Genomic DNA, 13024 nt, shown 5'->3' with positions numbered 1-13024 from the left:
TTAGTGGCTAGTTTTTTCGTTAATCAGCGGTACTTTCCCAGACGCACTCGCCACATGAAGAAGCCGCGTTTCTTAACAAAAAACCTGCGATTTCAGGCTCTTTACCCGACAACCAATTAAGGTGATAAGAACCGGCCCGCAAGTCTTGTGGTAATTTCTGCGGCCCCCAGATAAAATATTAGCCAGCACTACCCCAGAACTTATTGTCTTTTGGCCTTAAAGGCTAAGACTATGCCTGCAAACTTTTTTGTTTAGTCTCGCGTCTCTAGAAGCAGCGATGCTATCTTGGTTGTTACCTGTAATTATTTTTGACTGTAAATTTTTTAGAAAAACGGGTGCTTCGCGCTTTCCAAGTAGAACTTAGCGTTGATAGAATCCAAGCCAAGCGTGCTAAAAATGATTTTTGGCAGTTTGCTCACACAATCCACCCACAATTTCACACTAAAAAATTATGGAATCTCTTGCTTACCTCGAACTTGCTCTTGTTTGCGAAGCACCCGCAGAGTCGAAAATTTTTGATGAGCCCAAGTGGCAAAACCTATCGAGTCAGACTTACGTCCGTTTGCTGTCTCTGGCTTTGATGCTGTCGGTTTTGAGTGCAGCCGGTTCGGCTTTTGCTCAAATAGATCCGGGATATCCAAATTTGCGCTCTGTTCAAGACAGGTTGCGGGAACTCGGTTATTTTCCCAGATCATCGACAGGTCAACTCGGCCCGGTAACAAAACAGGCGCTGACTAACTTTCAGCGAGACTATCAACTGTCGCTGACTGGTAGGCCCGATCGAGCTACTGTGATCGCACTCAACAGTTTTGCCGGGGATGACGATCGACCTTTTAATACTATTTATACAAATTATCGGGAGCTGCGTTTTGGAGACGCGGGTGCAGATGTTTCCGCACTCCAGCGCAGGTTGCAGCAGCTAGGCTACTTCAACGCGCGTCCAACAGGGAGTTTTCGCGAAGTTACTCAAAATGCGGTTAGATACTTCCAGCGAATAAATCGACTGCGGGTAACTGGAATTGCCGATAGGCAAACTTTAGCTTTGCTGTTTGGTTCCACCCGGCCAGTTCCCCCCGTTACGCTTCCAGGGGATATTTCAGGGAATGGCGGTTGCAAGGGGCTGCGGTTCGGGGACAGAGGGGCGACGGTAGACTTGATCCAGCGGCAATTAAAAGCTTTGGGCTATTTTGAAGGCGGCGTTGACGGCAAGTTTCGCGAACGCACTCTCTACGCTGTGACTCGTTTTCAGCAAGATTACAATCTGGTTTCTGACGGCTGCGCTGACACTGCTACTTTGACTGCTATCGATGCCCAGATGAGGCAAGCTCAAATTACCTCATGGACTGAGGAAGATGAGCAACAGAGTAATGCCGGAGATTTTCTGGAGTTGGGCGACAGAGGCCGACAAGTAGAATTTGTGCAGCGGCGGCTGCAAGAATTGGGTTATTACAGGAGCCAGATTCACGGTTGGTTCGATCGACCAACTCAGGCAGCTTTGATCCGCTTTCAGAGAGATAGCGGGCTGTTCGGGACTGGAAGGGTCGATCGCAGCACTCGATCGGCTTTGCGGCAAGGCAACAGGCAGGCCGCAGCGCCTGTGCCGCAGCAAATCGCCGCTGGTCTGCGACGGGGCGATACTGGGCCTGCTGTCCGACAGCTTCAGTCTGCGCTCAGAAGTCTGGGCAAAAACCCCGGCCCGGTGAACGGAGTATTTGGAGCCGAGACTGAGTTTGCGGTGCTGTCGTTTCAGCAGGAACGCAATTTGTCACCGGCGACGGGTATTGCCACTCCGGCGACTTGGGCTGCGCTCCAAAACGGATTAGCTGGGCGGCTAGCTGTTCCTGCTGTTCCAATTAGCAGCAGTTTGAACTCTCGATCGAGCATTCAGCAATTACAAAGGCGGCTGCAAGACCTCGGCTTTTACACAGGCTCGATCAGCGGAGTTTTGGATACTTCGACGAGAGATGCCCTCGATCGAGCTCAGCGCAGTTACGGGGTTAGCAGCGACGATTTGTTGAGCCAAACTTTTTAGCCCCAGGCTTGCGGACGCTACATCAAAGAAATCGGGTTTCTTGTTTCCGACTCATTCCTGAAATGATGTATTTTTCTTAAGAAACCCGGTTTCTGCGTAACTCTGATCGCACTTGGGCTACCGATTTTTGTTAAAACTTGTAACAAGTCGTACTTGAAATGCGAAAATAGTGTAATGTCACTCGATTAAATCCGGGGCGCTGCTGCCGTTCTGGGCGATCGACCTCGGACAAGACCAATTGCTGGAAACCAAAGACGGCCATCCCATCCGCAAAGCTTCGTGGCACACCGTATGAATGGTTAGCTGGCAGTCTAGCAGGTGCAACCCAGACTTTTCAGCTTGCTTCATGCCAATTTTCAAAATCGAATCGTTGTTAAATTCGATCGTTCTGTTGCACTGAACGCAGACTAGGTGGTGGTGGTGATGCGGGTAAGGCTGGTTTATTTCATAGTGTTTGTGACCTTCTGCTAATTCGAGTTCGCGGAGGAGGCTCATCCTTGCCATTAACTTTAAAGTTCGGTAAATGGTGGACAAGCTAATGTTTTCGCCGCGATTTTTTAACAAAGTGTACAAATCCTCCGCACTCAGGTGATTGCCTTTGGGGAGGTTCTGAAACACGTGCAAGATGGTTTCCCGTTGGGGAGTCATCCGCCAGCCTTTGTCATTGAGTTCGGATTTGAATGAGGACGCGGTATAAAGTGCCATAGTGACCCTCTCAAGAAAGTCTGCCTATTGACAATAATACACAACGATCGAGATATTTTGCAAATATCGCAGCTTATTGAAAAAAGATTGAGGAAAAAATTTGGTTTTTGATATTTTTTGACTTGTAACCAGCTTTATGACTGATATCAAATCCGGTAGCATCGGAATTATTCCTCTCTGTATTCTCTCCCTCTGCGTTCTCTGCGCCCTCTGCGGTTAAATCATTCCGATACAACCGGAAACGATATGAAAGCATCCAGGATACAAGCCCCCGGATTCATCTCGCGCAAGTCAATACTTCAATCTAAAATCTAAAATCTAAAATCTAAAATCTAAAATCTAAAATCGATTGACTTGCTGCAGAGGACAGAGAAGTTGTTTAGAAGTAAATATTGTTACTTCTGCCGAATGCCTCATGCCTTCTGCACAAGTGCCAAATGCCTTGATCCCTGATTAATCGCGCTGACTGACCGTCCCAATTTAAGTCAAAGACTCCAGATAGTCGCGGACGCGGTTGCGACGCTTAGGTTGGCGGAGTTTTTGCAAAGCTTTGGCTTCAATTTGACGCACTCGTTCGCGGGACAAGTCGAGGGCGCGACCGATTTCTGCCAGCGAATAGGGGTGTCCGTCACCCAAACCAAAGCGCATCAGAATTACATCTCGCTCGCGGCTGGTCAAATCTGCCAGCAGTTGCTGCAAGTCGCGGTGCAAAGCTTCTCGCATCAGCATTTCTTCTGGGGAGATGCTGTCGGTTTCGAGCAAGTCGCCCAACTCTGTATCTTTTTCGTTGCCCACTTTAGTTTCCAAAGAAACAGAACGGGGAACTCGCAGCAAAACTTCTCGGACTTGGGGCGCTGTCATGTCCAACTCGACAGCGATGTCTTCGATCGTAGCTGTCCGACCTTTTTCTTGAGAAATTTTGCGCTGGGCTTTTTTGATTTTGTTAAGTTTTTCGGTGATGTGGACGGGGAGGCGAATGGTGCGGCTTTGAGTGGCGATAGCCCGCGTAATTCCCTGCCGAATCCACCAGTAGGCATAGGTGCTAAACCGATAGCCCCGCGTCGGGTCAAACTTTTCTACAGCTCGCTCCAGTCCCAGAGTACCTTCTTGTATTAAGTCGAGCAATTCTAAACCGCGATTTTGATATTTTTTCGCCACCGAAACCACTAGGCGCAGGTTCGCCTTAATCATGTGGTCTTTAGCTTCGATGCCTTCAGCTTGAATTCTTTCGATCGCCTCCACCGTCATCTCGGCTAACTCGGCCCACTGGCGCTTGCCTTCGGACATAATTCGCTTGAGTTCTGGCACGTCACCGACACCGGCGGTTAATGCCCAGCGTTCCAGGGAAGGTTTATGTCCCAACTGTGCGGATAACCGATCGCGCACTTCTATTAAATGCACGAAGCGCCCAATTAGTCCTTCTTCCTGGGAGGCGACGGTGTTACGTAATTCCAGCAATTTGATATAGCGCTGAACTTTTTGAGCTTCCGAGACTTCTTCGTCTCTACCCAAGAGACGAACCCGACCTATTTCTTGGAGGTACAGGCGCACTAAATCTGTAGTGCGACGGCTGGCATTTTTTTGCAATTTGGCTGCTGGGTCTGCATCTTCTGTCTCTGCTGGGTCTTGGTCGAGCAGTTCGTCTCCAGCTTCTTCAGCATCTTCATCCAACACATCACCTTGCAAGGGATTGACTTGCAGTTGTTCGTCGAATTCAGCTTCAGCGTAAAAAGAGGTGGCTGGCATAGTGATTTTCTCAGTGGCTCCGGTGAAAAGATGCTACGCTTAGCGGTTATTTATAATTAAGATGCCCATTTGGTTAAGACGAAGCATCACCGCTTTGTGTTTCTTTAGTAACTTTTCTGACTTTTCTGCTGTTGTTCGATCGAACTTTTGCTGCCCCACTTGTTTTACCAAGATTCTGGAAAACGCTAAGAACTTTCTGATGTAACAGGTTGAAGGCCCGAAAAGTGTGCTTTACTTCTTTGTTTATGTAGCTAGTATAGATAGTTACTGGCTAGAAACAAGTGACGTTAGTCAGAAGTTAAGTTAATCTTCATCACCAATAAGCTGGTTCCCGATCACTTCGGAAAATTCGCCATTTTTTTAATAAAACTTTATATAACTCGGCGCTCTTGATTAAATACGCTGCAGTGAGCGCGGAAGTTTAATCCATTACAGAATATGGGTTTCAGAGTTGCTAGAGTCCCCAGTACCGAGTTATTGGCTGACGCAAAAACCGGGTTTCTCGATGTCTTTTGCGTAAGTCATGAGTTTGAGCTGGCGATCGACCGATAATTGTTTTGCTATTGGCGGCTGCTTCCGGGTTAACATCACGCCCAGAACATCCGCATCTGAAACCGGGTTTTTTGCCCAGGGCCTGCATATCAAGCGCAAGTTTTTCCTCGGTGTTACCCGGTTGATCTGGTTGTAGTGAGAATGGTGCGATCCTCTTCGAGGGCTTCGCTAACGGGCGCGAGTCATTGGTAACAAGTTAAGCTAAGAAAGCATTGTCAATCAGCAATTATGCTCAACATTTACTCGGATTTTGGGCATAAAACTGAGATATGGGCGATCGAGGAATCATGCCTCCCATGATATTTATACTTACTCCCTCTCAAATCGTAAATTTTCCACTCCTAAAAAAGCAGTTTTTTTGAGTAATATTACTGATTGACAAATGCAGTTAAGTCTTAACTTGTCACCAATGGGCGCGAGTCAACTCAAATTAAAATTGCTAGCGTGGGTAAAGTTTCATCAGTTCCCTCACCTGTTCGGCGTGATAGGAACTGCGAGTTAAGGGAGAAGCGACAACTTGCAAAAATCCCAAAGATTCGCCAAACTTTCTCCAAGCATCAAACTGTTCTGGAGGCACAAAGTTTTCGACGTTCAAGTGCTTTTGAGTCGGTTGCAGGTACTGTCCAACTGTTAAAATATCGCAGCCGACAGCCCGTAAGTCCTGCATCGCCTCCCGAATTTCGGTGTCTGTTTCTCCGAGTCCCACCATGATGCCGGATTTGGTGTAAACCCCTGGTGCGAGTTCGCGGCTTCGCTGCAATAGTTCCAAGGTGCGATCGTACTTTCCTTGCGGCCGCACCTTGCGGTAAAGTCGCTTTACGGTTTCGGTATTGTGGTTGAGTACCTCTGGCCGGGCTGCGAGAATAATTTCTAAAGCCTGCCAGTTGCCGCACAAGTCGGGAATCAAAACTTCTATAGTTGTATCGGGCATCGCCGATCGCACTGCTTGAATGCACTCGACAAACACAGACGCGCCCCCATCCGGCAAATCGTCCCGGTTGACAGAGGTAATCACGACGTGGTTGAGTTTGAGCCGCTGCACTGCTTGGGCCAATCTTTGGGGTTCTGTGGGATCTAAAGGTTGGGGCTTTTTCTCAAAATCGATGTCGCAGTAAGGACAGGCGCGGGTACAAGCCGGGCCCATAATCAAAAAAGTCGCAGTACCTGCGTTGAAGCATTCGCCGATGTTCGGACACGACGCCTCCTCGCAAACCGTATTCAGGGATAAATCCCGCAAAATTTCTTTGACGTTGCCGACGCGCTCCCACTGGGGGGCTTTAACTCGCAACCACTGGGGCTTAACTGTCACGTCTGTCTCCGCCTGAGTAGTGTTTTACAAATAATTATATACGAGGTTGCTAAATTTTTACTTGAATGTGATAAGCTTAAAATCTAGTGACTAATTTCGGGATGTAGCGCAGCTTGGTAGCGCACCTCGTTCGGGACGAGGGGGTCGCAGGTTCAAATCCTGTCATCCCGATTGCTTTTAACTCTTCACGGGTAACGAGTTTCAGATTTATTACCCTCTAGAATATTCCACTTTCCGCTCATCCTTCGCTCAGTCCGACTCTTCTAAGTAGCTGAGTATCTCCAAAACTGCTTCAAATCCTGTCATCCCGATTATAAAATTAGATTGGATATGCCCCAGCAAGTGAGTTTGTTTTGGGCGATCATCCGGGTGTGTATATTTCTGGTACGCATAAATTAGTCGATCGGGCGATTCCCTACGGGATAGCTGCGCTTCATGGGCGTGTTAATTCCCCTTTGCTAAAAAATCAACTGTAGCCACTGTTTTGGCAGAGGGAATTATAGAATAAAACGTAAACAATCAGAGCAGCAGTAGAGACTAGAGAACAAGTCTTTGCCTTCTCCCTCTGTGATGATTTGGGACTGTGTTTAATCACAGGTACTTGCTCAATGCTGAGAACTTTGACCAAGGTTTGAAACCGGAGGCAAGTATAAATACTGCAATAATTCTTAAATACAAGTTCATTAAGATTTACATCTTGAGATAGATGAATTAATAGGTGAATGAGCTTATAATAAAAGCTAATTCTTAGCGGGTCTAAAATTAACCCGAAAACCGGAGGATATTCCAATGCAAATAAGTGGCAAAGCCTTCGGCTCCTGCTCTCGCTGCGAAACAGTACCCGAAAAAATAGAGGGCAGGGGAGGTCTATACCTGTGGTTTCCAGTATCGCACACCCTGACCAAGGTTATTTCGGCACTGACTAAGGCTAAACTTGAATTCAAGCTTTTAGAAGAGAGCAAGTGTTTGTACGTTATGCTTGAGGGAATAGCCAAAGAAAAGTTTAACGCCCTAGCATCATCGGTGCTGACAACTCAAGAGTTGAAAGAGACAAAAGTTTTGTGGATGCGCGAAGTTGAACAGCCAAAACTTAGCGATTTTTATCGCAGCACTTCCTTAGACAGTTTTATTAATTTGAGTAACTCTGATTGGCTGTTAGATTTATTGTCCGAAGAACGCATTACTACACATTTTCAGCCCATTGTTTATACCTCAGATACTTCTAAAATTTTTGCCCACGAAGCCCTGCTCCGAGGAATTGACGAGCAAGGAAACTTAATTTATCCGGGTCGGATTTTTGCCCAAGCAGAATCAGCCGGCCTAATTTTTCAACTAGATGTTTTAGCCCGGACTCGCGCTATCCGCGAAGCCCATGTTTACGATATCAAAGAACTACTTTTTATTAATTTTTCTCCGACTTCAGTTTACGATCCCGCTACGTGCCTGCGAAGAACAGTACAGGCTATTGATGAATCTGGAATTCCTCACAGCAATATTGTTTTTGAAGTAGCGGAATCTCAGCACCCTCCTGATATCGATCACTTGATTAATATTCTGAGGTTTTACCGAGAGGCGGGATTTTTAATTGCCCTGGACGATTTTGGCAGCGGTTCTTCTAATTTAAATTTGATGCACCAACTGCGTCCAGATTTTATTAAGTTGGATATGCAATTGATTCGCAACGTCGATCAAGATTATTATAAGGCCCTAATTACTGAAAAGATGTTAGAAATTGCCGCTCAATTAGAAATTAAAACTGTTGCTGAAGGTGTGGAAACTTTGGAGGAGTTTGAGTGGGTGCGGGAACGGGGAGCAACTTTTGTTCAAGGTTATTTGATTGCTAAGCCGACTTCGCCGCCGATCGCAGTTACGAGTTATATTGGTGCTGAACCAGTACCTATTTCTGCTTAGGTGGTTTCCATTTGCGATTTGGCGCTACATTTGCTCGTCCCCAGGCTCTGCCTGGGAACGAGAATTACTAGCACTTTAAACGCTTAAATTGCGCCGCAGAAACATTTCTAAGGATTCCATTCTCATGCCGTAGATTGATTCCAAGTTTTGCACTTCTTCGGGAGTGCAGAAATACTCGTTACCCAGCAATACCCGCAAAGTTCCTAAGTCTTTTTGAGCTTGAGGATTCAATAAACCCAACGCATTTCTCAAACCGTCAAACACCATCAGCGGCGGGTTGATTACTATCGGTTCGCGCTTGAATAAGCGTGCAAAAATGCAGGGAATGTCATCCCTTGTCAGCACATCCGGGCCACCGACTCGCAGAATTTGGTTGCGTGCGCCTTCGACTGTTGCCGAGTCTGCGGCAATCTTTGCTAAGTCATCGGTACTGACAACAGAGGTGCGGTTTTTGCCGTCGCCAATCAGCAGGTAAAGTCCGGTTTCTCGAAATCTTTCTGCTAGCGGTAACAAGCTGGAAGCAAAACCGGCAGGCCGCAAGATTGTATAATTCAATCCGCTGTTTTGCAGGTATTTTTCAACTTCTCGCTTGGCTTTGAATACTGCGGAATCTTCGTATCCTCGATCGACTCCCAGTACAGAAATAAAGACAAAGTGCTGCACTCCGGCTTCTTTGGCGCAGTCGATTAATTCTATGTTAGCGCGGTAGTGTACTGCTTGAACGTCGCCGCCGGTGCCGTGGGTGCTGATAATGTATTGCACTCCTTGGCAGGCTTTTTTAATATCTTTGTCTTGTTTTAAGTCGCCGATAAAAATCTCGGCGCCTCGGTTTTCTAGTTCTGAGTAGCGAGATGCGAGGCGAACGAATGCGCGGACAGGCTTTTCTTGCTGTCTGATTTCTCGTACAATTCGGCGGCCTAGTGCGCCTGTTGCTCCGGTTACTAAGAACATGATTTTTTGTGGTTGGTTGTTACTTACATATTGCACATTTCTCAAGAACAGGCAAGATGCCTGTTCCACAAATAGTGAGTTTTATTGTGGGGAGTAGGGGTTGGGCATCCTGCCCCTTAAGAACAGGCAAGATGCCTGTTCCACAAAGAGTTAATTTTATTGTGGTGTGGGCATCCTGTCCGCCCATCCAAGGCTTATTGAGAATGGGGCAAGATGTCAATTGTTACTAACCTTATAACTTATAAATCAAATTTCGACAATTACGGGGGCATGGTCGCTGGGTTTGATTAATTTTCTGGGAGCAATGTCTATTGTACAGTTTTTTGCTTGTTCGTACAGGGGAGGGCTGAGATAATGGTGGTCGATTCTCCAGCCGTTGTTGCGTGGAAATGCGGCGGCGCGGTAGTCCCACCAGCTATAATGGCCGCCTTCTGATGTGAATTTGCGAAAGGGGTCGTTTAATCCTAATTCTATGATTTCTTTTAGCGCGAGGCGCTCGGCGACAGACAAGCCGACGGAGTTAGCATTGGCTTTGGGATTGTGGATATCTCGATCGTCCGGGACGATGTTGAAGTCGCCGCAAATACACAATTTGGGGGATTTATCTAGTGCTATTTTGAGGTATTCTTGCAGCAGTTTGAGCCACTTTAGTTTGTACTCATATTTCTCGCTGCCGACTTCGGAACCGTTGGGAACGTATACGCAAATAATGCAAATATCGTCGATCGTTCCGGCTATTAGGCGTTTTTGTTCGTCAAAAATATCTGTGGTTTCGTCGCCGAGAAGGGGGGCAAATCCGGTGCTGATTTGCGTTAGGGGCGATCGGCTGAGAATGGCGACGCCGTTGTAGGATTTTTGACCGGAAATGTAGCAGTTGTAGCCGAGGTTGGTGAAGGGTTCTAGGGGGAAGTCTTTGTCTGTAACTTTGGTTTCTTGGAGGCAGAGAACGTCTGGGGAGTTTGTTTGCAACCAGCTAGTAACGTGTTCTATGCGGGTGCGGATTGAGTTGACGTTCCAGGTGGCGATTTTCATTAATATAGTAATCCTAACGGTGATGTGGGGGAAACCCAAATTCGGATGACTCGGCGGTTGAAACCGCTACTACACATACAAAGTCCGCCTGCGCGGACTAATAATAAAAGCGATCGCACCTATTTTAAGCTATTTTTTGCCGGGTCAACTCACTTGATTTGATAAATGTAAGCATCTTCGACCCACGTCTGATTAACCCGATTATTTGTGAGTCTTCTGCCTGATAAGTCTAAATTCCAATCTTGCTGTAACTGACGTAAGCCTTCAATTAATTCATGTTTTGGGCTGACTGCTACAAGTGCTGTCCAATCGATTTTCAATTCTGGTTTAACTTGGCGAAAGACTGATAGAATTTCCCCATAAGTTTTCAGTGAGCCTTCGCGATCGTGCAGAGGTGAGGTGAGCATCAGCCGCCATGTTTCTGGCCCTGGTGCGTAGTTCCAGAGAGCAGAATCAACTGATAGATTTGCTGCATTCAGAGCATCTATTAGTCTTTGACCTTCTTCTATTTCGTAACTTACCAATGTTGCTGTAGCCATTGTAAAACTCCGTGATTTGGGTCAGTAATTGCTGAGTAAATATCCAGGGCTTTTTGTCGGTTATATTTTTGGTAACGGCTTTCTTCTGACCAATCTCTGACCTCTAACCATCGAGATGAAAAATTAGGATCTTTTAGAAGAGTCTTGAATTCTGTATCAAGTTTCGCAACTTTAACCAGCTTTTCCAAATCGTGGGTGTAACTGTCCATAACAGTTTTCTTGTCAGGAAAATCAAATTCCTGAGTTTGCTTGGCAATGCAAGCCTTTAAAGCGCATTCAATGACATAACCGCTGAGGTAGTAAGCACCTGAGTATTTATGATTGTCGAGCAGCACTTCTACTTCTTCAAGTCGAGTGAGTGCTAGGTTCTGTAAATCTTGCCTATTCAAAAGTTTAGCATACCTCCATAAATTTTTACTATCTTAGCTCTAGTTTAGCAGAGCGATAAATTTATCAGTTTTTGTTTCGGGTTTTGTTGATTATATACTCTCTGATTACTGGCCCGATCGTAAAGTGCGATCGCCCGTTGTGTTTTACTGTTTCAACTAATGACCGTCGTCCTAAAGATTGCATGACTTTCAAGAGTTCTGGCGGTGATAGTTGCAGGTTTTCTGGTATTTTTGAGATGTCGGCAGGTTCGGGGGTATTGGCTAGCCATGCGATCGCCTGTTGTTCGGATGCGGTTAGGCGATCGAAATGCTGGTGCAGGAGTGATTCTAAGTCTCCTAAGAATAGGGTATCATAGGAGAGGAATTCGGAAACGCTACCGCCGAATAAGTCTTGAATCAATGTGGCAACTATATTTAACCAGGATGGATTGCCTCGGTAAAGGTCGATCAGTTCTGACCATTTCTCCGGTTCTGCTAACCCTTTTTCTCTGAATATTTCTTGTGCTTCGGGGCCTAAACCGTTGAGTTGCAGAGATTTGCAGGGGCGGTTTTCGCCTTCTAAGGCGGCGATTTCTCTGGGTTTTTCCCAACTCAGGAGGATTAAGCAACTGTTGTGGGATGATTCTGTTATTTGTTTGAAGAATGCGCCGTAATTTTCATATCCAGGTTGGTAGTTTCCTGCGAGTTGTTGGCTGCTGAAAATGGTTTGGATATCATCGAGGATGATCAGACAGCGGTGCGATCGTAAATATTCTAGTAGGGGCAATCCCCCCGTGGTTGCCCTTTCTTCTGGATAGGGGGCGGGCACGGAGGGGGCGGGCACGGGGGCACCGCCCCTACAGGATTTAATTAAGTCGGTTTGGAGTGATGCGAGGGGTGGAGAGTTGCGGAGACTTCGCCAGATGATGCGATCGAATTCGTGTTGAATTTGTGCGATGAGTTGGAGAGTCAGGGCGGTTTTGCCAATACCGGATAAGCCGTATATGGTGATGAGGCGGGTGCGGTTTTCCAAAATCCACTGGTTGAGGGTGGTGAGTTCGGATGTGCGGTTATAGAATAGGTTGGGTTCTGGTGCGTCGGATAAGTCTTGAGATACTGTAAGTTTAGCGTTTTCTGTTGGTTTATTTGATATATCCTCGTTTTTATGTGTTGGTTCGGGGACTGTGAAAGAGAGGGAACCATCTGTGGAGACTTTACCTATCTGCACACAGCCATTCCCAGTAATGGAGAAATTCGAGAATTGCCATCTCTCTACAGTTGGGCGAAAGTTAGATTGATTGATGTCTTCACCTAATGTTTCTGATAAAAGCTTCCATAATTTTGAGGCTACTTTTTTGACATGAGCTTCGCTACGGTGGCAGCTTTTGGCAATTTCAGGGTATTTCTGGCGTTGCCAAGTACCGCGCAATATAGCTTCTTGAAGATGGTCTAGGTGTTTTTGCGTTTTGGTGAATACAAGATTGTCAGCGCATTCTAAAACTTCTTGAACGTCCATATATCGAGTAGGGGGTGGGGTTTTGCCTATGATTTTCCTACTCTATCCTACTGTTTGATACTTTAGCAACTAAATCCTACTTAATTCAATATGTTTTGAGGTAAAAATGGCTACTAAAGTATACTATTTGCTAGTTAAATAAAATAAAGTTAGATGATATCATATCAAAAGGTATTAATTTTTGAGTCTAAACATTCTCGTCCGTCAACTTTATTATTTAAAGCAGGAAAATTAACAGTAATATGGGGAAAATAAAATCATCCTCTGAAGATCGTAATGAAAATACTTCGTAAGGATTCAGGTCAAAAAAACTTAAGTGGCGGCATCTGGTAAAATAAAGGAATGAAAAAGCCCACAGCCACC

General features: G+C 46.0%; 10 protein-coding genes, 1 tRNA gene and 1 pseudogene. 4 read left to right on the top strand and 8 right to left on the bottom strand.

Annotation, left to right across the window (positions count from 1 at the left end; genetic code table 11):
* The first annotated feature begins 451 nt into the window (after window positions 1-451).
* Complete coding sequence (locus tag QUB35_RS26895) at window positions 452-2032, top strand: peptidoglycan-binding protein (RefSeq protein ID WP_333144704.1); 1581 nt, start codon at window positions 452-454, stop codon at window positions 2030-2032.
* Between the two features lie 177 nt (window positions 2033-2209).
* Here the strand turns inward: QUB35_RS26895 and QUB35_RS26890 are convergent, their stop codons facing one another.
* From QUB35_RS26890 to lipA, 3 genes and pseudogenes are all read right to left on the bottom strand, one after another.
* Window positions 2210-2737, bottom strand: coding sequence for a transcriptional repressor (locus QUB35_RS26890; protein WP_333144703.1), 528 nt, complete (start codon window positions 2735-2737; stop codon window positions 2210-2212).
* Between the two features lie 480 nt (window positions 2738-3217).
* Window positions 3218-4483, bottom strand: coding sequence for an RNA polymerase sigma factor SigC (gene sigC / locus QUB35_RS26885; RefSeq protein WP_333144702.1), 1266 nt, complete (start codon window positions 4481-4483; stop codon window positions 3218-3220).
* Between the two features lie 991 nt (window positions 4484-5474).
* Window positions 5475-6350: pseudogene (gene lipA, locus QUB35_RS26880) on the bottom strand (lipoyl synthase); the annotation flags it as partial.
* Window positions 6351-6441: 91 nt separating this feature from the next.
* Between lipA and QUB35_RS26875 the strand changes: the two are divergent.
* Both QUB35_RS26875 and QUB35_RS26870 read left to right on the top strand, forming a co-directional pair.
* A tRNA-Pro gene (locus QUB35_RS26875) sits at window positions 6442-6515 on the top strand.
* A 618-nt stretch (window positions 6516-7133) separates the two neighbouring features.
* The gene (locus tag QUB35_RS26870; protein WP_333144701.1) at window positions 7134-8255 is read left to right on the top strand and encodes an EAL domain-containing protein; all 1122 of its coding nucleotides are present in this window, start codon (window positions 7134-7136) and stop codon (window positions 8253-8255) included.
* A gap of 75 nt (window positions 8256-8330) precedes the next feature.
* Here QUB35_RS26870 and QUB35_RS26865 read toward each other — a convergent pair whose 3' ends face one another.
* The gene (locus QUB35_RS26865) at window positions 8331-9206 is read right to left on the bottom strand and encodes an SDR family oxidoreductase (RefSeq protein WP_333144700.1); all 876 of its coding nucleotides are present in this window, start codon (window positions 9204-9206) and stop codon (window positions 8331-8333) included.
* A gap of 56 nt (window positions 9207-9262) precedes the next feature.
* Here QUB35_RS26865 and QUB35_RS26860 point away from each other — a divergent pair, with 56 nt between their 5' ends.
* Window positions 9263-9436, top strand: coding sequence for a hypothetical protein (locus QUB35_RS26860; protein ID WP_333144699.1), 174 nt, complete (start codon window positions 9263-9265; stop codon window positions 9434-9436).
* Window positions 9437-9452: 16 nt separating this feature from the next.
* On the opposite strand, the gene xth is transcribed toward QUB35_RS26860, so the two are convergent.
* The 4 genes from xth to QUB35_RS26840 form a co-directional block, all read right to left on the bottom strand.
* On the bottom strand, window positions 9453-10238 hold the full coding sequence (xth, locus tag QUB35_RS26855) for an exodeoxyribonuclease III (RefSeq protein ID WP_333144698.1): 786 nt from the start codon (window positions 10236-10238) through the stop codon (window positions 9453-9455).
* A gap of 149 nt (window positions 10239-10387) precedes the next feature.
* Window positions 10388-10777 carry a hypothetical protein gene (locus QUB35_RS26850; RefSeq protein ID WP_333144697.1) on the bottom strand — a complete coding sequence of 130 codons (390 nt, stop codon included), beginning with the start codon at window positions 10775-10777 and terminating at the stop codon, window positions 10388-10390.
* Window positions 10756-11166 (bottom strand): HEPN domain-containing protein, encoded by a 411-nt coding sequence (locus tag QUB35_RS26845; RefSeq protein WP_333144696.1) that lies wholly within the window; start codon window positions 11164-11166, stop codon window positions 10756-10758. Before QUB35_RS26845 ends, QUB35_RS26850 begins: the two co-directional genes overlap by 22 nt.
* A 64-nt stretch (window positions 11167-11230) precedes the next feature.
* Window positions 11231-12661, bottom strand: coding sequence for an ATP-binding protein (locus QUB35_RS26840; protein WP_333144695.1), 1431 nt, complete (start codon window positions 12659-12661; stop codon window positions 11231-11233).
* Window positions 12662-13024 lie beyond the last annotated feature (363 nt).

Origin of the sequence: Microcoleus sp. B13-B6, assembly GCF_036705405.1 — a bacterium.
GTDB lineage: Bacteria > Cyanobacteriota > Cyanobacteriia > Cyanobacteriales > Microcoleaceae > Microcoleus.
The sequence above is the reverse complement of the archived record's forward strand: the minus strand, read 5'-3'. Positions and strand labels throughout refer to the sequence as shown.

What these genes read in the sequence shown, in the direction of transcription:
- QUB35_RS26890 (WP_333144703.1), bottom strand. Translation starts at nt 2,737, where the DNA reads ATGGCACTTTATACCGCGTCCTCATTCAAATCCGAACTCAATGACAAA.
- QUB35_RS26895 (WP_333144704.1), top strand. Translation starts at nt 452, where the DNA reads ATGGAATCTCTTGCTTACCTCGAACTTGCTCTTGTTTGCGAAGCACCC.
- QUB35_RS26850 (WP_333144697.1), bottom strand. Translation starts at nt 10,777, where the DNA reads ATGGCTACAGCAACATTGGTAAGTTACGAAATAGAAGAAGGTCAAAGA.
- QUB35_RS26840 (WP_333144695.1), bottom strand. Translation starts at nt 12,661, where the DNA reads ATGGACGTTCAAGAAGTTTTAGAATGCGCTGACAATCTTGTATTCACC.
- QUB35_RS26865 (WP_333144700.1), bottom strand. Translation starts at nt 9,206, where the DNA reads ATGTTCTTAGTAACCGGAGCAACAGGCGCACTAGGCCGCCGAATTGTA.
- sigC (WP_333144702.1), bottom strand. Translation starts at nt 4,483, where the DNA reads ATGCCAGCCACCTCTTTTTACGCTGAAGCTGAATTCGACGAACAACTG.
- QUB35_RS26870 (WP_333144701.1), top strand. Translation starts at nt 7,134, where the DNA reads ATGCAAATAAGTGGCAAAGCCTTCGGCTCCTGCTCTCGCTGCGAAACA.
- xth (WP_333144698.1), bottom strand. Translation starts at nt 10,238, where the DNA reads ATGAAAATCGCCACCTGGAACGTCAACTCAATCCGCACCCGCATAGAA.
- QUB35_RS26860 (WP_333144699.1), top strand. Translation starts at nt 9,263, where the DNA reads ATGCCTGTTCCACAAATAGTGAGTTTTATTGTGGGGAGTAGGGGTTGG.